18 protein-coding genes are annotated in these 21,002 nt (G+C 36.1%); 9 read left to right on the top strand and 9 right to left on the bottom strand.

The window, feature by feature from the left end; all coding sequences use genetic code 11:
- Positions 1 to 100 precede the first annotated feature (100 nt).
- Entirely contained in the window at positions 101 to 733 is a 633-nt protein-coding gene (locus BXY75_RS12190) for a response regulator (RefSeq protein ID WP_121908044.1), read from the top strand.
- A 1-nt stretch (position 734) separates the two neighbouring features.
- Here the strand turns inward: BXY75_RS12190 and dnaG are convergent, their stop codons facing one another.
- The 6 genes from dnaG to BXY75_RS12160 all read right to left on the bottom strand — a co-directional run bounded on the left by dnaG (position 735) and on the right by BXY75_RS12160 (position 7,357).
- Positions 735 to 2,696, bottom strand: coding sequence for a DNA primase (gene dnaG / locus BXY75_RS12185; RefSeq protein WP_121908043.1), 1,962 nt, complete (start codon positions 2,694 to 2,696; stop codon positions 735 to 737).
- 131 nt (positions 2,697 to 2,827) lie between these two features.
- The gene (locus tag BXY75_RS12180; RefSeq protein WP_121908042.1) at positions 2,828 to 3,901 is read right to left on the bottom strand and encodes a porin family protein; all 1,074 of its coding nucleotides are present in this window, start codon (positions 3,899 to 3,901) and stop codon (positions 2,828 to 2,830) included.
- A 47-nt stretch (positions 3,902 to 3,948) separates the two neighbouring features.
- A complete protein-coding gene (locus tag BXY75_RS12175; protein WP_121908041.1) occupies positions 3,949 to 4,755 on the bottom strand; it encodes a hypothetical protein in 807 nt (268 codons plus the stop codon).
- On the bottom strand, positions 4,742 to 5,308 hold the full coding sequence (locus BXY75_RS12170; protein ID WP_121908040.1) for an RNA polymerase sigma factor: 567 nt from the start codon (positions 5,306 to 5,308) through the stop codon (positions 4,742 to 4,744). Before BXY75_RS12170 ends, BXY75_RS12175 begins: the two co-directional genes overlap by 14 nt.
- Positions 5,309 to 5,353: 45 nt before the next feature.
- Complete coding sequence (locus BXY75_RS12165) at positions 5,354 to 6,163, bottom strand: CPBP family intramembrane glutamic endopeptidase (protein WP_121908426.1); 810 nt, start codon at positions 6,161 to 6,163, stop codon at positions 5,354 to 5,356.
- Between the two features lie 216 nt (positions 6,164 to 6,379).
- Positions 6,380 to 7,357, bottom strand: a complete 978-nt coding sequence (locus BXY75_RS12160; protein ID WP_121908039.1) for a polyprenyl synthetase family protein — start codon at positions 7,355 to 7,357, stop codon at positions 6,380 to 6,382.
- Between the two features lie 145 nt (positions 7,358 to 7,502).
- Here BXY75_RS12160 and BXY75_RS12155 point away from each other — a divergent pair, with 145 nt between their 5' ends.
- Both BXY75_RS12155 and BXY75_RS12150 read left to right on the top strand, forming a co-directional pair.
- The gene (locus BXY75_RS12155) at positions 7,503 to 7,949 is read left to right on the top strand and encodes a hypothetical protein (protein WP_121908038.1); all 447 of its coding nucleotides are present in this window, start codon (positions 7,503 to 7,505) and stop codon (positions 7,947 to 7,949) included.
- A gap of 79 nt (positions 7,950 to 8,028) precedes the next feature.
- The gene (locus BXY75_RS12150) at positions 8,029 to 8,370 is read left to right on the top strand and encodes a hypothetical protein (protein WP_121908037.1); all 342 of its coding nucleotides are present in this window, start codon (positions 8,029 to 8,031) and stop codon (positions 8,368 to 8,370) included.
- 70 nt (positions 8,371 to 8,440) lie between these two features.
- On the opposite strand, the gene hemL is transcribed toward BXY75_RS12150, so the two are convergent.
- Genes hemL through BXY75_RS12135 form a run of 3 tightly spaced genes read right to left on the bottom strand, consistent with a single transcriptional unit; the run spans position 8,441 to position 11,493 of the window.
- Positions 8,441 to 9,727, bottom strand: coding sequence for a glutamate-1-semialdehyde 2,1-aminomutase (gene hemL, locus BXY75_RS12145; protein ID WP_121908036.1), 1,287 nt, complete (start codon positions 9,725 to 9,727; stop codon positions 8,441 to 8,443).
- Between the two features lie 7 nt (positions 9,728 to 9,734).
- Positions 9,735 to 10,571: a glucosaminidase domain-containing protein gene (locus BXY75_RS12140; protein ID WP_121908035.1), complete on the bottom strand. Its 837-nt coding sequence runs from the start codon at positions 10,569 to 10,571 to the stop codon at positions 9,735 to 9,737.
- A 1-nt stretch (position 10,572) separates the two neighbouring features.
- A complete protein-coding gene (locus tag BXY75_RS12135; protein ID WP_121908034.1) occupies positions 10,573 to 11,493 on the bottom strand; it encodes a 1-aminocyclopropane-1-carboxylate deaminase/D-cysteine desulfhydrase in 921 nt (306 codons plus the stop codon).
- A gap of 291 nt (positions 11,494 to 11,784) precedes the next feature.
- Here BXY75_RS12135 and BXY75_RS12130 point away from each other — a divergent pair, with 291 nt between their 5' ends.
- The 6 genes from BXY75_RS12130 to BXY75_RS12105 all read left to right on the top strand — a co-directional run bounded on the left by BXY75_RS12130 (position 11,785) and on the right by BXY75_RS12105 (position 20,995).
- The gene (locus BXY75_RS12130) at positions 11,785 to 13,248 is read left to right on the top strand and encodes a hypothetical protein (RefSeq protein ID WP_121908033.1); all 1,464 of its coding nucleotides are present in this window, start codon (positions 11,785 to 11,787) and stop codon (positions 13,246 to 13,248) included.
- Between the two features lie 171 nt (positions 13,249 to 13,419).
- A complete protein-coding gene (locus BXY75_RS12125; protein ID WP_121908032.1) occupies positions 13,420 to 14,271 on the top strand; it encodes a hypothetical protein in 852 nt (283 codons plus the stop codon).
- Positions 14,272 to 14,287: 16 nt separating this feature from the next.
- Positions 14,288 to 15,142 (top strand): hypothetical protein, encoded by an 855-nt coding sequence (locus BXY75_RS12120; protein WP_147437278.1) that lies wholly within the window; start codon positions 14,288 to 14,290, stop codon positions 15,140 to 15,142.
- 53 nt (positions 15,143 to 15,195) lie between these two features.
- Entirely contained in the window at positions 15,196 to 16,047 is an 852-nt protein-coding gene (locus tag BXY75_RS12115; protein ID WP_147437277.1) for a hypothetical protein, read from the top strand.
- Between the two features lie 27 nt (positions 16,048 to 16,074).
- On the top strand, positions 16,075 to 19,269 hold the full coding sequence (locus BXY75_RS12110) for a choice-of-anchor B family protein (RefSeq protein WP_121908029.1): 3,195 nt from the start codon (positions 16,075 to 16,077) through the stop codon (positions 19,267 to 19,269).
- A gap of 277 nt (positions 19,270 to 19,546) precedes the next feature.
- A complete protein-coding gene (locus tag BXY75_RS12105) occupies positions 19,547 to 20,995 on the top strand; it encodes a hypothetical protein (protein WP_121908028.1) in 1,449 nt (482 codons plus the stop codon).
- The last annotated feature ends 7 nt before the right edge of the window (positions 20,996 to 21,002 follow it).

The following is a 21,002-nucleotide window of genomic DNA, read 5'->3' as shown; positions in this document are numbered from 1 at the left end:
TAATTAGTTTTGATTTGTAGTATAAATATTACAAAACCTCATACTTGCGATTCATTCATCGTTTTAATGATGATTGTATGTAAGAAAAAGACTAAAAAGAATGAAATCAATTTTTATTGCAGATCATCATCCGGTGACAAGAAAAGGGATTTCCTGTATGCTCAAAAAATCAAAGAATTTTGAGATAGTAGGAAAAGCGAGTAGTGGTGGTGAATTATATAAAAATCTACGCGAAACCAAACCGGATATCTTAATTATGGAAATCGATATGCCGGACATAAACGGAATTAATGCACTTCGAAGCATTAAAACCGAATTTCCTGAAATGAGAGTTTTAATCTACTCAACACATCCTGAAGAAATTTATGCGCTTCGATCTATTAAATCGGGAGCTGCTGGATATGTTCCAAAAACCGCATCAACAAAATTATTCTTAAAAGCATTAAAGCAAATCGCTAAAGGAGGTATCTTCCTCAATGAAGAATTGACTTCTACATTCACCAGTAGAAATGTGGGTGAGAGCAGTGCAATTAGCCGTTATAAAAAATTATCTTCCAGAGAAGTGGAAGTTTTAAATTTACTATCAAGCGGTAAACGAAATAAGGATATTGCAAACGCATTAAACATCAACGAAAAGACGGTAAGTACTTACAAAACGCGTTTGTTGAAAAAATTGAAAGTAGATAATCTGGCAGATCTTATCCATCAGTCCAGAATGTTTCAATTTGGATAATTTATAAAACCCTGTTTAGTTTTTCTGAAAGCACTTTTTTTAAAGTAATATAGTCCACAATGTCTTGTAGGCTATGCTCCCTTTTGTCCGCATCTTGTTTTTTAATCTCTTCCGAAAGCTCATTAATTTTCTGAGCCACTAAATAACGTCTTAAATTAAGAATCGTTTCGCTCACCATCTGCGAAATAGTATGTTTCTTTTCTTTTACGTAAATTTCTTTCCCTTCCCAGTCATGCAGTACGTAGCGCTCTTCATCCATTAAAATGTCGGTTACAGACGACGCCTTATCCGATTGAAGTTCATTTATAAAAGTCTCAATCTGGAAAGGTTCTTCGGCATTGAGTTTGTTTATTATTTCGAAGTATAGCGCCTTAAAGTCGTCGTTTGCAAATTCGATCTCGTCATCCTGAAGATCGAGATATACTTTTTCAAAAACTTTTGCTTTTACTGTTTCAGGCTTAAAGGCAATCTCTCCTTTCTCATTGGTCTCTAAAATAAGATCTTCAAACTCTTCCTCTTCCTTTCCATACAATAGCAGTAATTCGATAATCTTACGCTCTAATTCGTAAAGAGCATCAACTTTCTTTACATTTTGTTTTTCTGAAGGTATAACCTGAAAGGCTTCTTGCTTTGTCGTGGTTTTACGGGAAGCGTCTTTTTTATCCTTCTGAAGCATCTGCGCCAGTGAATTAAAGAGCACTTCTTCAGAAATATCCATAATGCGCGAACATTCCTTTATGTAGACCTCCCTTTTAATAACGTCTGGTATTTTAGAAATACTCACCATTATTTCACGAATGGTATCCGCTTTTTTTATAGGATCATTCTTCGCATCTGAAGCTAGTAAGGAAGCTTTAAAACTTATAAAATCCTGTGCCTTTTCTTCCAGATAAATGGTCAGTTCTTCCAGAGAGTTATTCTTGGCAAAACTATCGGGATCCTCACCTTCCGGAAAGGTGCATATTTTTACATTCATTCCCTGTTCCAGGATGAGGTCCACACCTCGTAAGGAAGCTCTTAAACCAGCAGCATCCCCATCGAATAGCACTGTTATGTTTTTGGTTAAACGATTAACAAGTCTTATCTGCTCTGATGTTAAAGCCGTTCCAGATGAAGAAACCACATTGTGTATTCCAGTTTGATTAAACTGTATTACATCGGTATAACCTTCTACCAAATAGCAATTATCTTCTTTGGCAATGCTTTGTTTTGCCTGATAAATACCGTAAAGCACCTTACTTTTATGGTAAATATCACTTTCAGGAGAGTTTAAGTATTTGGCTGCTTTTTTATCACTAGTAAGAATTCTTCCACCAAATCCTAAAGTACGACCGCTCATACTTAAAATTGGAAACATTACTCTTCCCTTAAAGCGATCAAATTGTTTTTCCTCCTTGACAATTGACAATCCTGTCTTTTCAAGATATTCCAATTTATATCCCTTCTGAATGGCATGAGCTGTAAATGCTTCCCATTGATCCAGTGAATATCCTAATTCAAATTTCTTTATGGTTTCGTCTGTAAAACCTCTTTCTTTAAAATAAGATAGTCCAATTGCCTTCCCTGGTTCGGTCTTTAATAAGGTGTTATGAAAGTAGTTCTTCGCAAACTCACTAACTAGATAGAGACTTTCCCTTTCATCTGCCTGCTCTTTTTGCTCATTGGTTTGCTCAGTTTCTTCAATCTCGACACCATACTTCTTAGCAAGATATTTAATCGCTTCAGGATAGGTGAAATGTTCGTGCTCCATTAAAAATGCGACTACATTCCCACCTTTTCCGCTCGAAAAATCTTTCCAAATCTGTTTTACAGGAGAAACCATAAAACTAGGCGTACGCTCATCCGAAAACGGACTAAGTCCTTTGAAGTTACTTCCCGATTTTTTTAACTGCACAAAATCGCCTATCACCTCCTCTACGCGGGCGCTCTCAAAGACATTATCTATGGTAGTTCTACTTATCAATGTTTATTATTGGGCTTTAAAAACGTAAAAATACACCAACTCTTATTTTAACTCTAAATATAAGTATCCTAAATAAAAAAGACCTCTTTTTACAAAGAAGTCTTTTATTAAAATTGATTGGCTAGTTCAACTTAATCTAAATCGAATCGCAAACCGAGGGATACATTGCGTTCCTCAATTAGATTGTCTTTAAAGATTGGATTAAGATCGTATTTTAGGTACAAGGAAGTATCTCCGTAACCTACATAAGCGGCCAAACCATATATAAAATTATTAGTGTTATAATTGGCTTTCAGTTTTTGTTTTACGTCTTCCCCATCATCAGAAAATTTAAGTTTTTGTCTCGTACTTAAATTGATACCTGCATAGCCACCAAATCCTATTTTAAAACTATTATCGGTATCGTATCTGAAATAATCATCGTATTCTCTTTTTTTCGAAGGTCCGATTTCAAAAAACACTGGCACCACAAGGTTATCCATTCTGAATTTCGATTTATCAAGATCTATTGCAAACTCTTCCAATTGAGTAGTAGCTCCATTATCCACAAAATAACGATTGTCTTCAGGTTTCAGCCCGTTGAATTGGAATGAAAGTCCGTACTTAAATCGAAGCCAATTGCTTTCTTTAAAAACGCGGGTATTCCACGAAATACCAAATTCTGCAAAGCGACTTCCGCCAATTTTATAAGGCGAATCATCAATGGATTGCCCATCGGCAATTGCATTATTTAACCCAAAAGCAACAACAATATCTGAAAAAGTACGCTTATCATAGGCTCTTTCTTTTTGTTGTCCATCGTTGATTTTTATTCCTAGAATAAAATCCCCGTCATCCCCTAAGTCCCCAATACCAATAGAGATCTTACCACTTTCAGTATTGAGACCCACTTCACCGTTGCGCTCTAAGAGTGCAATATGATTATCGATAATAGCAATTTTATTTTCAATATTCAAGGCATGTTTCTCGGCGGCTAGTTTTTTCTTGTTTTCGGCTTCTGAAGCAGTAATGGCTCCTTGGTCCAAAGCCCCATTTATAACAAGAACTTCATTTTTTAACGCTTCTTTCTCTGCGTTGATGATGTCTTCTTTCTTATTTTTTAAAATAGAAATTTTGACATTTTCTTCCTGTGTTTCTTGAGCATTTGCATAAGTAAGCGCAAGTACCCACATAGTTAATGTGATGCAATATGTAACGATTTTCATAGTGTTCGTGATTTTTATCCACCAATGGCGGATCGATTGATGAATACTTAATTATTACGTTCAATTACTGCCGTTCTAATTTTTGTAAATCCTTCACCCAACGCATCATAAACCTTATCTCTAAAGCTACGTTCCAATTCCGTTTCTACATCATCCAGCAAGGACGCCGCGTCAACTTTATTAGAACTTAGAATTTGCTGAGTTCGGATTTCACGTTGCGCGTTGATCAGGAGCGCATCGATTTCCTCGGCGGTAACAACCGTATTCTCTTTTTGTAATTGCTCAACTTGAGCTACTACTTTTTGTATTTTATCATTTAGAATTTTTTCTTCAGAATTCAACTGATTTACAGCTACTGCTTCAATCGGTTCAATTTTTACAGAATTATTCGCTTTAATGGGCTCATCAGAATTATTCTTTTTAGCTGTTTTTTGTACTGCGATTCTATCTTTTTTCTGAAAAGTTTTTTGAGGTGTTTCAACAATTTTTTCAATTTTTTTCTCTTCGGAAACAGTTTCAGAGGCAACCATTTCTTTTGACTCTTCTTTCAATATTTGCTCGTTAAGCTTTATTTTCGGACTTGTTTCCATTGGAGTTTCTTCCGAAGCATCTACATTAACCAGCTCCTTATTAATTTCTTCCGAAGCATTTGAAGAAATATTTCTTACCACCGAAACAACTATCAATACACCTATTAAGCTGGCAGCAATTGCATACCAAATAGTTCGATTATTCGACTTTTTTGGAAGTGCATCTAGTTGCGTACTTAGTTTTTTCCAAGCGTCTTTTGAAGGTTTAATTTCTCTTTCTTCAAGCTTCTCGCGTATGTTTTCTTCAAATTTAACGGGTGCCATAACTCATTTTATTTTCATTATTAAATTTTTGCTGTAAAAGCTTCCTTGCTTTAAACAACTGCGTTTTGGAGGTACTTTCGCTTATATGAAGCATCTCTGCAATTTCCCCGTGCTTATAGCCCTCCACCGCATACATTACAAATACAGTTCTATATCCGTCGGGTAGTGAATCGATTAATTTTTGAATTTCAGCTACTTCCAACGCACTTTCAATATAGGCTACGTGCTCAATAGAATTTTCAATTTCTGTTTCATCCTTAAAGAACAGCTTTTTGTTTTTTCGTAATTGTGAGATAGATTCGTTTACCATGATTCTACGAATCCATCCTTCGAAACTTCCTTCGGCTTTAAAACTTTCAAGGTGGGTAAAGACCTTTAAAAACCCTGTTAACATCACCTCTTCGGCCGCATCATTATTTTTCATATACTGTCTGCAAACACTTAGCATCTTAGGAGAGAAAAGCTCGAACAGCTCCTGTTGCGCTCTTCTGTTTCCCTTAACCGATCTCTCGATCAGCTTTGTATAATTTTTATGTAATGAAATTAACTTCAAGATTTGACGGTATTAACAGACTCTATTTAAATAGACGTGAAATTTTTATAAAGGGTTGCCTGACGTATTATTTTTTACAATTTTTAGCAGGTCTGTTTTCCAAATATAATAGATGGCATACAACAAACATGGTAAAACGATCAAGGAAGTTGCGATGCTGTTAGTCAAAGATGTTGGATTAGATATTTGAGCAGCAGCCGGATTACCCATCGAATCCAATTTGGCCACAAAATCGATGGCTGCATGTATGATAATAAGTGGATAGATTCTTTTGGTAATTAGCAATACCACGCCAAACATCACACCAATGAAAGTAGCGAAGAATAGCTGCGAAATCTCACCATATAAGCCTTTGTCGAATTTCACCAAATGAAGGATTCCAAAAAAAGCTGCAGAAGCAAAAATTACGATTACAATATTTTTTTTACTGCTTCCAAATCGATTTATTAAAAAGGACTGAATAAACCCTCTCAACGTTAATTCTTCAGATAAACCGACACTCAAGCAATAGATTCCGGAGACAAACAAATTCAACCAGAGATTTTCTTCCGAAATATCATCAAGAAATAATGCGTTAATAATTGTGAGGTATAACAGCGGGAATAACAATAAATACGCTCTTTTAACCTTAACCTTTGATAAGCCGGCTAATTCCTGTAGGTTGTTCTTCCGTATAAAATATATCGAAATAGCAGCGAGTAAGATATTTACACAAATTTTAAAACCAGAGTGAACATAGTAGCTATCGATCCCTGCAGCGAGCATTTGAGATACCGTGAATTGTCTAAGAAGAACAACAAATAAGAATAAAATAATGAAAACTGTAAAGTCGCTTTTTAATAATGTTTTGTTCATCGAAATTTGATTAGCAAAGCCGCAATTAGGTTTGGGCATTTATCTATAGACGGTTAAAAACTAGTTTTAGTTGTCTGAGGGGAAAAGTTATTGGATTGTTGGATTGTTGGATGTTGGATGTTGGATGTTGGATGTTGGATGTTGGATGTTTAAAACTACGAAAACTCTGAAACTTTGAGTCTTTGGAACTCTGGAACTCTGGAACTCTGCAAACAACTACTTTTTCCGATCGATCACATAGTTCACCATTAACTCCAAAGAATCTTTATAAGGGGAAGCCGGAAATTCTTGTAACAACTGCATTGCTTTCTGTTGATACGCTTTCATTTGTACAACTGCATAATCGAGTCCACCATTATCTCTAACAAAATGAATTACTTCCTTTACTCTTTTAGCGTCCTTGTTATGGTTTTTCACAGAATTTATAAGCCATTTCTTGTCGCTGTGAGAAGCATTGTTTAGTGCATATATTAAAGGCAAGGTCATTTTTTGCTCTTTAATGTCGATGCCGGTAGGTTTTCCAATTTGTTCATTTCCATAGTCGAAGAGATCATCTTTTATTTGAAAAGCGATTCCGATAAGCTCCCCAAAATTCCGCATTTGTTCAACCTTTTCAGAGCTTGCGTTTACAGATTGTGCTCCCATTGCACAGCAAGCAGCAATAAGTGTGGCTGTTTTCTGCCGAATGATTTCAAAATACACTTCTTCGGTGATATCGAGACTTCTTGCCTTTTCAATTTGCAGTAATTCCCCTTCACTCATTTCCCGTACCGCTACCGATATAATTTTCAGTAAATCGAAATCATCATTATCAATAGAAAGCAAAAGTCCTTTTGAGAGCAAATAATCCCCTACGAGTACAGCGATTTTATTCTTCCACAGAGCGTTTATAGAGAAGAAACCTCTACGTCTATTGCTATCATCTACTACATCATCATGAACAAGCGTTGCGGTATGTATAAGCTCTATCACCGAAGCACCTCTGTAGGTACGTTCGTTCACTTCACCCTCGTTCACCATTTTTGCAATTAGAAAAACAAACATCGGTCGCATCTGTTTTCCTTTACGGTTTACAACATAGTGAGTAATACGGTTTAGGAGGGAGACATTTGAAGACATAGAATTAGTGAACTTTTTTTCAAAAAGCTCCATCTCCTTTTCGATGGGAAGTTTTATTTGAGAGACGATCTTCATTCGTTTTCAAAAATAGTTAAATCTGATTAGTAATAACTACTTTAAACGTGTATGCTATCTAATTCAACTTAATTTTTTTAATAATCATTAAACTATCATCTCAATAAAGTGTCATAGATATGTTGAACAATAAAAATTATTAGAAATGAAAAAATTAATGACCGTCGCATTATTACTGTTATTTATCGGTACGTATGCACAAGAAAGAAGAGCAGATAAAAAAGAGAATAAAAGCGAAATGCAGGATAATAGACCGGATTTTACTCCAGAACAAAAAGCAGAATTGGCTACAAAAAAAATGACGCTACATCTCGATCTCACCGAATCACAGCAAGTCACTGTAAATAAGTTGATGTTAGATCAAGCAAAGAATCGAGGTTCCCATGCGGAAAATAGAGAAAAGAGAAAAGATATGACAGATGCCGAGCGCTTTGAGCTGAAATCGAAATTAATGGATGAAAAAATTGCCTTTAAAAAGGAGATGAAATCGGTTCTTAACGATGAACAATACCAAAAATGGGAAAAAAGCAAGCAGAACAGAAGAAAAGGGAAGATGCGTAAGGCCAGTAAAGACAAAGCTTCGCGAGGCTAATATAAAAATTTGATTTTTGGCTTAATTTTTGGTTATTTGCATCATAAATAGTTACATTAGTAACCTTAAATTTAGAAAAATGAAAAATCTTTTATCAATAGGTGTTTTGGCTTTTGTTATGATGTTCGGAATAAACTCTGCAGTCGCGCAAGAATTAAAACAAGATAACGACAGACCTGAAGTTGTTGCTAAAAAGCAATCTCAGGAATTGGATAAAACTTTAGATCTTACCGATGATCAGGAACGTACTGTTTTTAGAGCTTTGGTTTCGAACGAAATGAATTACAGAAAGCATATCAATGGGCAAGATGCCTCGAATGCTTCAGTAATTGCTAATAAGAAAAAATTCGATTCAGGTCTTGACGCAGCGATGAAGAAGACATTGAATGAAGCCCAATACAAAAAATGGAAAGCACTTTAAGCTAAGTAGTTCCTCGGAATTATAAAAAACAAAACACCCTTCATAGCTAATTGTTATGGAGGGTGTTTTATTATAAGGTTTTAGCAACCTTCCTACAAGCTTCAATAGTTTTATCAAGATCCTCATAGCTTAGGGCCTCGCTTAAAAACCAGGTTTCAAAAGCACTCGGAGCAATGTAAATCCCTTCAGCTAACAGACCGTGGAAAAACTTCTTAAACGTATTGTTATTTCCTTTTGCCGCAGTTTCAAAATCTACCACTGGCGTTTCAGAAAAATGCACAGAAATCATCGATCCAGTCCTATTTATAGTGTAGGTAAGATTACTTTCATCCAAGGCAACTACTAATCCTTTATGAAGATAGGCTGTCTTTTTTGCCAATGATTTAAAAATTTCAGGATTTTCATTGAGTTCAGTGAGCATGGCAAAACCAGCCGCCATCGCCAATGGATTCCCGCTTAATGTTCCCGCCTGATACACTGGTCCAAGAGGTGCGAGGTAATTCATAATTTCTTCTCTTGCGGCAAAAGCACCAACAGGCAACCCGCCACCTATTACTTTTCCGAAGCAAACAATATCGGCTGCAACCCCATACAATTCTTGCACGCCACCTTTTGCAAGTCGAAAGCCGGTCATTACCTCATCAAAAATAAGTAAGATGTCATGAGTGTCACATAATGATCGCAGACCTTGTAAAAACCCTTCAGCTGGAGGTATGCATCCCATATTTCCCGCAACGGGTTCAAGGATGATACAGGCAATTTCGTTTTTATTTTCTGAAATGATTTCAGCTACATTATCCAAATCATTGAATCTAGCTAATAAAGTATCTTTTGCAGTTCCTTTGGTAACCCCTGGACTATTAGGAGTTCCAAAAGTTATCGCACCACTACCAGCCTGAATTAAAAATGAATCACTATGACCGTGGTAGCAACCTGCAAACTTTATAATTTTATCCCGACCTTTAAATCCACGTGCTAATCTTACAGCACTCATACACGCTTCAGTTCCACTATTCACAAATCGAATCTTATCTATATTCGGCACCATAGATACAGCCAGTGAAGCTATGTCGGTTTCAATTTTCGTAGGCATACCAAAAGATGTACCTTTTTTAGCCTTTTCTATTACAGCATCAATAACAGGTTTATGAGCATGACCTAAAATCATGGGGCCCCAGGAACCAATATAATCGATAAGTTTATTACCGTCAACATCGTAGAGATACGCTCCTTCTGCCTTTTCAACAAAAACCGGATCTCCTCCAACAGCTGTAAATGCACGAACAGGAGAATTAACGCCTCCGGGAATTACGCGCTGCGCTTCAGCAAAAAGTGCACTGCTTCTTTTATATATCATATTAAAATTAATTTTTTACAGGATGCAGATACAGTTCCTGTCCTATTGAAATATCATTAGATCTTAATCCGTTGTACTCTTTTAAAGTCTCCACAGTAATATTATGTCTGCGGGCAATATTATATAAAGTATCCCCTTTTTGTACTTGGTAAGTGCTTATTTTAGTATCGTCGAGACGCACAGTGTTGACTTTACCTCCTAACACTTCATCATCGTAGGATGTTAAATTATACCGTTCAATAATACCAATTAGTTTGTCAGGATATTTTGGATCTGTAGCGTAACCTGCCTTTTTTAAACCCTTTGACCAAGCTTTGTAATCGTCTTTTCTCAATTTAAATAAATCGGCATATCTAGATCGGGAGGTAAGAAATAAAGAATGATCCCGAAAAGAATATTTTGGATCTGCATATTTTCTGAAACATTCTTGTGCTTCATCATCATCATGATATACACGATCACCCGACCATTCACGATGGCATTTAATTCCGAAGTGATTATTAGCTTTACTCGTAAGTTCACCTCTTCCAGCACCACTTTCCAAGATTCCTTGTGCTAAAGTAATACTCGCTGGAATACCATACTGAAGCATCTCCTCCATAGCGATACCACTATAATTATTTATATAGTTTGAAACAATTTCGGCATAAGAAGCATTAGTCTTAGGGGGCGTAACTATGGTAACCGTCTCTTCATCTTTAGGATTAGAGGTGTTATTAATAACCGGAGTAGTGGTTCGTTCGGTTCTCGTTTTTTTCTTATAAGTGGTTGTTTTTTTATGCGATTTACAACCACTTAGCACCATCACAAGGATAATTATACACGCTAAACTTCTTAAAAACATACTATATATCAATTTGTTGCATTTGTTTCTTTTTCAACATTTGGTTCATACCGGCTATGCCTTGAAGACCTCCTGTATGGATGGCTAAAATACGGCTATTTTCCTTGAAATATCCACTTTTTATAAGATCGGAAATTCCAAACATCATCTTTGCAGTATAGACCGGATCCAAAGGAATTGTTGTTTCTCTTCGGAAAGTATTTATGAAACGAATTAATTCTGAATCTATTTTTGCATAGCCTCCAAAACAGTAATCATCTGTAATCGCAAAGTTCGTTTTGGAGCTGAATTTGTTTACTATTTTCTTCTGAAAGTTTCCTTTTAAGGCCGAAAATCCCAGAATATGTTGATGTTCTTCTGAAGCTTTAACCAATCCAGCCAAGGTGCCTCCGGTTCCAACAGCGGTACAGATATAGTCGAATTCTTTATCGGCTTCAGTTAATATTTCGGCACAGCCTTTAATCGCCAATTCGTTAGTGCCACCTTCCGGGATTAGATAAAAATCGCCGTAAGACTGCTTCAGTTGTTTAATAAAAGCCTGGTCTTCCTTTTCTCTATAAGCTTCTCTGGAAATAAAGTGCAATTCCATTCCGTTTTCTTCTGCAAAACATAAAGTAGCGTTATCGAAGTAATTATTCGCCAACTCCTCACCTCTTATAATTCCAATAGTTTTAAGTCCGGCAAGTCTTCCTGCCGAGGCAACCGCTGCGATATGATTTGAATATGCCCCTCCAAATGTGAGCATACTTGCTTTATTAGATTCAATAGCGCTTCCAACGTTATACTTGAGCTTTCTAAATTTATTACCAGATATAAAAGGATGTATTTTATCCTCCCTTTTTATAACAACCTGAATGTTTTCAGAAGAAAAAGGTGAAAAAACGATTGTTTCGTTGACGATATGTAACTGATTTTCAAACAATTTTAAATTATTTAAAGCAAAACAAGATTCTAAGTTTCGATTGCGAAACTATACAGAGCAAATTAGAGGATTCCCTTTCTTTCGCAAAAATCATTGAAAATATCGTAAAAATCTATGAATCAAAGTATTAATTTTTAAGAAATCTCTAAAGAAAAACATCACTCAATCTTCAAAATTTTAACATTTAAACAGTTTGTTTTTTCCAATAAACTACCGTTCATCGATAATATTTGTTTTTTATCGTATTTATAACTAAAATTGTCATAGCAAACCCCCCAAATCTCCTCAATAATGAAAACTTATCTCCGTATACGAAGAGTTTCCTACCTTATTTTAATGATCACTACAATTACCAATTTGAATGCTCAGGTTGGGATTGGTACATTAACGCCCGACCCATCAAGTATGCTACATATTGACAATGGAGAAGGTAATAAAGGAATTTTAATCCCTCAAGTTGCGCTATCGGCCAGCAATATTGGAAGTCCCATTACTCCTGCGCCAGCAGTTGGATTACTTGTATATAATACAGCTACGGCCGGCTCGGGTGGTACAGCAGTAATTCCGGGTTATCACTTTTGGAGTGGTACAGAATGGATGGATATAATGCAAAATAATGATAAATGGGATCTATCTGGTAATTGGAATACAGATGAAGACTCAGATTATTTAGGAACTAATGATGCCCAGTCCTTAATGTTTAGAACTCACCATATCGAAAGGTTTAAGGTTGCAAACGGCTATCAAGTACTAGCAATGGGAAACGGATCTCCTAATGCGCCATTTTATTCATGGAATCAAGACAAGACTATGGGTTTTTGGAAATCAGGGCATCAAAAAATGGGAATGGCGATCAATGGATCTGTCTTTTTTAACGCCAGTGCAAATACCAGCGGCGGATCAGACATTGAACTCTCCATTAATCCTGAAGGAGAAAATATAAATTTAAGAGTGGAAACTAGCAATAATGAAAATACTTTGTTTGTCGATGGCGAACATGATAATATAGGTCTAGGGACCGGAACACCCGATCCTAGTTCCCAAATGGAAATGACAGCAACCGATAAAGGCTTTCTTATGAATCGCGTTGGACTTACTGCAACAAACGTATCTTCTCCAATCACATCACCGGCCGAAGGTTTAATGGTATACAACACAAATAATACGGCGACAGGCGCAAACGATGTTTATAAAGGTTTTTATATGTGGGACGGAAGTAATTGGATCGCTCAATTTCCAAAAATGCATTCTAAGGTTTACCAACAGGATGCTGCTCCTCCATTAGGTTTTAGAACTATTAGTACTTCGGGCTGGCAAGATATTCCTGGCTTAACAAATCAAAGTTTCACAGCAAAGTATTCCGGAACTTATAAACTAGAAGTAACTACAAATTTTGGAGGTGGTTATATGGAACCAGCTAGTGATAATAAAGACAAAATAAATATTGCCTCTCAAGAAGGTGAATTCAAATTTACCTTTGATGGAAATGATCATATGATATATTCAAATTCATACTCTGTTCACAACAAATTGATTGGTGGTAGTGGAGGTACGAATTATTACGCTATATGGTATCAATCATCTTTGATCCTATATCTACAAGTTGTTGGAGGCACCACCTACAATTTTAATTTAGCATTTGACCAATTCGATTCTCCTGGATTTGTAGACAATGGAAATAGTGGTACAGGTATGGGACATGTGGGTGTAGATATTCCATGTTATACTGAATTTACCTTCTTAGGTGATAATTAGTCAACTAAGAAGAGAATAAGCAAAAGTCGACGGTTATTAAATCGTAAAAGCATTTCTTAAGCACGTTTATTCTTACAAATGTTAAAGTATTATGTGTTTCATCGATTTTATTTGCATTTAAGCGTATATTTTTCCTACATTCGTGCTAGATATCAGAAACCCCCAATTTCTATGTTAGTAAAACTTACTTTAAATCAGTCAAGACTATTTCTTATAGTTCCCATATTATTTATCTGCTTTGTGGGAAGCGCACAGAGTGTAGGAATAAATACGACAACGCCAAATGGTGTGCTAGATATTAATAGCGCAAACTCAGGTTTTGTATTACCGAGAGTTGTGCTTACCTCAACAGTATTACAAGCACCGATTGTTAATCCCCAAGGAGGAAACATCCCACAAGGCACAACAGTTTACAACACCAGCACTACCTCAACAGGAGCTAATGACGTTTTCCCGGGCATGTATGTATGGAGTGGTACGCAATGGCAATCACAATTCGAAAAAAAACAACGCTTGCTTTATGAGCAAAGCTCTTTAGACATGTTAACTTCTGCCTCTTCGAGTTTTACAAATGTTACCGGTCTTTCAAGTAAAACTTTCACACCCGATTATACGGGATTTTACAAAGTATCTGTAAATGTAAACTTCGCTGGTGGTAATGCGAAAGTTCCGAAAATTTCAGGAGGAAATCCAAGTACTAGATCAAACGGATACTTAAATATTGCGCGTGCCAGCGGAACATTCAGATTAAATCTCGCGGGTACCAATTATGATATTCCTGTGAATAGTTATTCAACTGCTTACGAACCAAGCGAAAGTGCAACAAATTACTTTGCTATCTGGCAGGAATTTTCTACGGTTATTTATTTGCCATGTATAGCCGGCAGTTCTAAGTCCTTTACTTTGTCTTTCGATCAACATGATGCTCCAGAATTTCTTAATGATGGTAATAGTAGTTCAGGAAGAGGGCATATAGGATACGATATTCCTTGTACCGTTGAAATTACTTATGTAGGTGAATAATTCTAAAATGAAAAAAATGCAAAACAAATATCTTTCTAGACTAGTATTAATAGTGAGTTTAATCTTTGTTTCGACTGCAAATGCTCAAGTAGGTATAAACACCTCCACTCCAAATGGAGCACTTGAAATTAATTCGACTACACAAGGAGTAATATTCCCAACTGTTACCCTGGTTGATGTGAATACCCCAACTGTAATCAATCCTAAAGGGGATCCTCTGGTTGCCGGTACTACTGTTTACAATATGAGTACAGTAAATAATGGAGAATATAGTTTAGACCCTGGGTTTTATTTCTGGTCAGGAACACAATGGATTCCACAAGGGGATAAAAAAGACAATAAACTATTTTTACAATCGACCTCTCGAAGAACGGGGTCTTCAGACATTATAAATCCCGTTTTAGGAAATCAAGTCATCACTTTTAATGCAAACACATTCACCCCAAAGTTTAATGGCAAGTATAAACTAACCCTTACTACTCATTTCGGAGCAGGTAGAACCAACGCAACATCATCGCCTCAGTTTGTGAATTTTGCGAAACAAGGTGGAGAGTTCAATTTCACATTTAATAGCGTTACGCATACTTACAGATTAAATTCATTTGCAGGTAGTAACAATGATAAACTATTTAAGGGCGGTACTTTAAGACGTTATGAAAATAACGTTAATCAAAATTCTATTGAAATTGAAGAAGTCTTAACGGCTGGAACCAACTATACATTTGTATTAACATTTAATCAAGATGATGCAGATGGATTTGAAGGTAATGGAGATATCTCTATTGTACCAGCTGGAGACGGAAGAGGCTACATAACGATTAATGGGAATATGAAATGTTCCCTTGAATTTAATTATCTGGGACAACAATAGAAGCTTAATTAACCAAAAGAAAAATGATTATGTTGAACTTTAAAAAAATAAGTGTGACTTTGCTAGTTTGCACTCTTTTTACATATATCAATTACGCACAAATCGGTATCGGGACATCAACACCGGAAGGAGCTCTTGACTTAGAGTCATCAACTCAAGGTTTAGTGTATCCACGGATTGCATTAACGGCTTCAAATGTTTCTGCACCGGTTACAAATCCCAATGGCGGTAGTATTGTGTCAGGGACCGTTGTGTTTAATACCAACTTAACCACTAACGGAGCTAATGATGTGTCCCCAGGAGTATATGCTTGGAGTGGAGCAATTTGGCTGCCCCAATTTACGCTAACAGATCGTAAAAAATACGAACAAACGAGTGGATGTCAACGAACAACCATTAGAGAGAGTCATGGTAATCCGGAGCCAACAGATTCAGACGACGTAGCCGGGCTCAATAGTCAAACATTTACACCCAAATATTCAGGTATTTACAGAATTGAAGTGAAGACAAATTTTGCAGCCGGAGAAATAGATCCATTTACTAGTTCTGACAAAATTTCTTTAGCAACCTCTGAAGGGTCTTTCTTTTTTAAACTCTCTGGAACAGGCGTTGATATCGATCCTGCAAGCACATATTATGATTACAGTGAAGGCTGGTTATATACACATTCATATGCCTCAGACAATACTATCGAGTCGCCAACCCTTGTAGATGATAAGACCGCACATTTCGCATCATTATTATATTACCAATACTTGTTGGCGAATAATACATATACTTTTAATTTAAGCAACTGTATTAATACCGGACACGCATATTTCGTAAATAACGGTGATAGTGGAAATGGACAAGGACACATTGGGCACTCTATTCCTTGTAGTGTAGAATTCGAATTTGTAAAATAAAACAATTAACAAAACCCCGTAATTATTATGAAAAAAATTTTATTTAGCTTACTTATACTGCCGCTTTTTTCGGCAATCGCACAACCTTGTAGCGGCGGTAAGATTAACAACCCAGGAAATCAAAATGATTACCCATGTAACGGAATAGACCTTGTAAAATATATTTCTGCCAGCGCTATGGGCGCAGACGAAGCTCAGGATTCATGGGGCTGGACAGATGTAGATGGCAATGGCGATGAATACGCAATTGTTGCTTTAGATAATGGAACGGCCTTTGTAAATATATCGGCTTCAGGCGGACCTGTTTACTTAGGGAGACTTAATTCTCATTCAGGAGGCTCTAATTTATGGCGGGATGTAAAAGTGTATAATAACCATGCTTATATTGTAAGTGAGGTAACAAACGACGGACTGCAAATTTTTGACTTAACCAATTTACGAGGATTGACTGGATCACCAGTGGCAACCTTTTCAGAAGATGGGTTTTTATCTTTTGGAGATGGTGGTTCTCAAAACAACCGAGCTCATAATATAGTAATCAACGAAGATTCTGGATATGGCTATGTTGTAGGAGTAAACAGAGCCTCAAACAATAATGGAGGTCCTATTTTTGTAAAACTTTTTCCAGACCCTAAGAATCCTACAATTGTAGGTGAGTATGGAAGCAGTGATTATTTTCATGACGCCCAGGTAGTAATATATGACGGACCCGATACAAGATACCATGGAAGAGAAATTATGATTGGTGCAAATGAAGACGAAGTGGTTATTGTAGATGTCACCGATAAAAATAACCCTGTGAATTTATCTACTATATCTTACACGAACGTTCATTATACCCATCAAGGTTGGTTTACATTCGACAAACGTTTCTTTATACTTGGTGATGAAGTTGATGAAGAAAATATTGGAGGTGGAACAAGAACCTTTATTTTCGATTTTAATGATTTAGAAGACCCTAAATTACATTTTACACATACTTCATCTACTGTTGGTGCAATTGATCATAATGGATATGTAAAAGGAAATCGATTCTATTTGGCCAATTACTCTGCAGGAATGAGAATGTTCGATATTACCTCGATCTATAATTCTTCCGCATCTGCTTCCATGTCTGAAATAAAATATTTTGATACTTTTGTACCTAACAATTCCGCTGCTTTTCACGGAACTTGGAATGTATACCCATATTTTAAAAGTGGAAACATTGTTATTTCTGGCTTTGGAAATGCCAATACGAACGGAGACGGAGGAGTCTTTATAGTAAAAGATCCTAACTACGATGCGGTTAATCCAGTTGCTATTGCACAGAACATTTCTGTTTCACTAGGTGTAGATGGTACAGTTAAAATCACACCAGATCAAATAGATAATGGTTCAACCGACAACGTTGTCGTATGGGCAAAAAGACTAGACCAAGACACCTTTACTTGTGCAGATGTTGGAACAAATGTTGTGACACTTTCTATTTACGATGGAAATGAAAACGTCTCAACCACTACGGCTATTGTAACTGTAGTGGCAGAAACCACTACTTTTAGTGCTTTTTGGAGTAATGGGCAACCAGATGCCGGTAAGAACGTAGTTTTTAATGCAAACTATAAAACTTCAGACCTTGGAAAGTCAAGCATTGAAGCTTGTTCTTGTGAAATTAAAAACAATGCAATTGTTACAGTAGATTCCGGAGAATATATGAAGGTTGGCGGTAACGTTATAGTTGATGCCGGGTCTCAATTAATCGTAGAACATCAAGCTAACTTTGTACAGGAAAACGATGATGCCATTGTTACAAATAATGGTTCAATCAATGTAAAACTAACAACACCAGCCATGAATGCTCGTGATTTCCTATTATTAGGTAGTCCAATGACTTCCGATGGAATATCAGCATTTGCAGATGGATTGCCAGCTTATCAGGTTTTAAATCATACAACAGCGAATTTTCAACCTTATAGTGGAACACCTCCAATTGTTGGAGTTAATTTTTACGATCAGGAACAAAATGACTGGACAAACTTTAGTGGAACTTTAGCGCCTAGTGAAGGATATCTTGTACGTCCATCGTACACACAAAATGGGACTTACAATTACGAATACAATCAAGGTACCCTTAACAGTGGAGAGATCACTTATGCAGCTGGATATAATACAAGTAAAGAATCAAGTGCAAATGTTCTTTCCAATCCATATGCTTCCGCTATAGATGCTGCCATGCTTATCGAAAATAATGCTATTTTAGATGAAGTATATTTCTGGGAACACAACACGACTCCGGGTACTGGAATACCAGGTCCTCAAAGTGAAAACTTCAACATGGAAGATATTTCTACTTACAATGGTACGATGGGAATTCCTTCGGCTACTGGAGGAACGACTCCTAATGGTATTATTTCAACAGGTCAGGGCTTCGGAATTAAGGCTAATGCAGCAGGAGATGTTACTTTTAATAATGCAATACGATTAACAAGTGGCAATACAACGCTTAGAAAAACTACCGAAAAAGACTTAATATGGTTAACCGTCCGTGAAGGTCAATATCATATGGGAAGTACTGCCGGAATAGGATTTTTGGAAAGTGCAACTGCCGATCTTGATCAAGGATTTGACACAGAAAAGTTAGGTACAGTTGTTTCTTTGTATTCTCATCTTGATGATGGAAGTCAGCATTTAGGAATCCAGGGAAGAGAAGCATTCGACGCTGGAATGAGAATTCCAATGGGATTCTCGACGCTAATAGATGTAGACGGAGGATTAGCTTACGTTATATCTATTTCCGATCTTAGAGGTGTGAATCTTGAAGCTGTAAGCGTCTTTCTTGAAGATCATGTAGCGAACACTGTCACAAATTTAAGTAACGCTAATTATGAGTTTACTTCTGAAGCAGGAACCTATAATAACAGATTTACACTTCGTTTCCAGACATTACTTTCGGGAGATACAGATAGTGTAGTAGATAGTTTAGTTGTATTTCCAAATCCAACGACAGGTATTGTAAACATACAATCGCCAGACAGTACTTTGGAAAAGGTTACAATTTATGATGCACAAGGAAGAATTCTATTAGAAAAAGTAATAAAAGCAACTAATACTAATTTCAACAAACAACAAAATCAAGCAAATGATTTTGATGAAATAAACATTTCTGGATTTAATCCTGCGGTTTATTTTATGTCTTTACAAACTTCAAATGGAACTGTAAATAGACAGATTATAAAAGAATAGTAAAATTAACCATTACATTTATAAAATGCCTTTAGAGAAATCTGAAGGCATTTTTTTATTTAGATAATTTTTCAGTTTTATCTCTGGTCTGAATGTAAGTTAATGACGATTTGTATAGAACCCCAATTTTACAAATATTAAACAACGCGATTCGATGCTATATTTTGTAGGAATATTCTATTTACATGTAAACAACTAGCATTTCATCGATTATTTTTGAATTTAAACGATAAAATCTCTATTTTTACATTGATAAATTTGAACTAGCCCCTTTTCAATGAAATCACCTACCAAAGTATTAATTCAGCTTTTACTTACGTCTTTCTTACTGTTTTCTCATAGCAGTATTAAAGCCCAAATAGGTATTAATACAGAATTCCCAGATGCTGCTAGCATACTAGATATAAATAGCAATGATAAGGGGTTATTAGTTCCTAGAATAAGTTTAATTACCTCAACTTCCATTGAACCTATTACTGGAGGAAGCCCAGAAGGTCTATTGGTTTATAATACCAATACTGAACTTGGCAAGGGATTTTACTTCTGGTCAGGTGTTCAATGGATTTCTTTAGATAATGACTGGAAAACTACAGGTAATGCTCAGGATGAAGTCAAGTTTCTAGGTACTACTGATGAAAGCGATCTAATATTTAAAACACATAACGAAGAAGCAATGCGGATAAATTCTTCCGGACAACTTCTTGTTGGAATTTCAAGTCCTAATTCTTTAACTTCTGGAAATCTTCTTCAGGTTGCTGGAGACATAGAAATAGGTGGAGGTAATAATCGTTATGACTCAGTTTCAGAAAATATTCAGATTTCAGCAAAATCAGAAATATGGAATATTAACGTGAAAAACGCAGCCCTTCCCAATGAGTCACATTTTTATATTGGCACAGGCAAAGGAGCTAACGATGCCGGATTAATGATTGCAAATAATGGTTACATTAAGGCAGGGAAAAGTGGAGACGTAAAGCCTTTATCAGATTTTCACATTGCAAATGATCAACATAATAAGGCTACTACCCTTAGACTTGATAATACTAGTTCAATTTATAATATCCCTCATACCTCTTACGAATTATGGGATGGAAACACATTTTTGAAAGGATTTTTTAGACATAATAACAAATCGAATATTCTTGATATTGGTCATAACCAAGGAAATGGTACTTTCAATTTCTACTCCGGAAATGGATCGGCTAGTTCAAATCCCAGTGCTATAGCCATGATCTTAGATAATCAAGGAGATGTAAAAGTGGTTAACAATTTAAAAGTAGACGGAAATTTATCTGTAACAGGCACTATTTCTAAAGCAGGAGGTACTTTTAAAATTGATCATCCTTTGGATCCCGAAAATAAATATCTATACCACAGCTTTGTCGAAAGTCCAGACATGATGAATATCTACAATGGAAACGTTATAACCGATGCTTCCGGAACGGCTATTGTAAAAATGCCAAAATATTTCAATGCTTTAAATGTTGATTTCAGATACCAACTTACTTCCATTGGATCTTTTTCAAAAGTTATGATTTCTGAAGAGATTACCGACGGAACTTTTGTAATTAAATCTGAAGTACCTAACGTGAAAATTAGCTGGCAAGTCACAGGGATTAGAAATGATGCCTATGCTCAAAAAAATAGAGTAAAAGTAGAAGTTGAAAAGGAAGAACATTTAAAAGGCACCTACTTATTTCCATCCGGATTCAAAAAGAATCAATAATTCCCAA

Origin of the sequence: Ulvibacter antarcticus, assembly GCF_003688405.1 — a bacterium.
GTDB lineage: Bacteria > Bacteroidota > Bacteroidia > Flavobacteriales > Flavobacteriaceae > Ulvibacter > Ulvibacter antarcticus.
The sequence above is the reverse complement of the archived record's forward strand: the minus strand, read 5'-3'. Positions and strand labels throughout refer to the sequence as shown.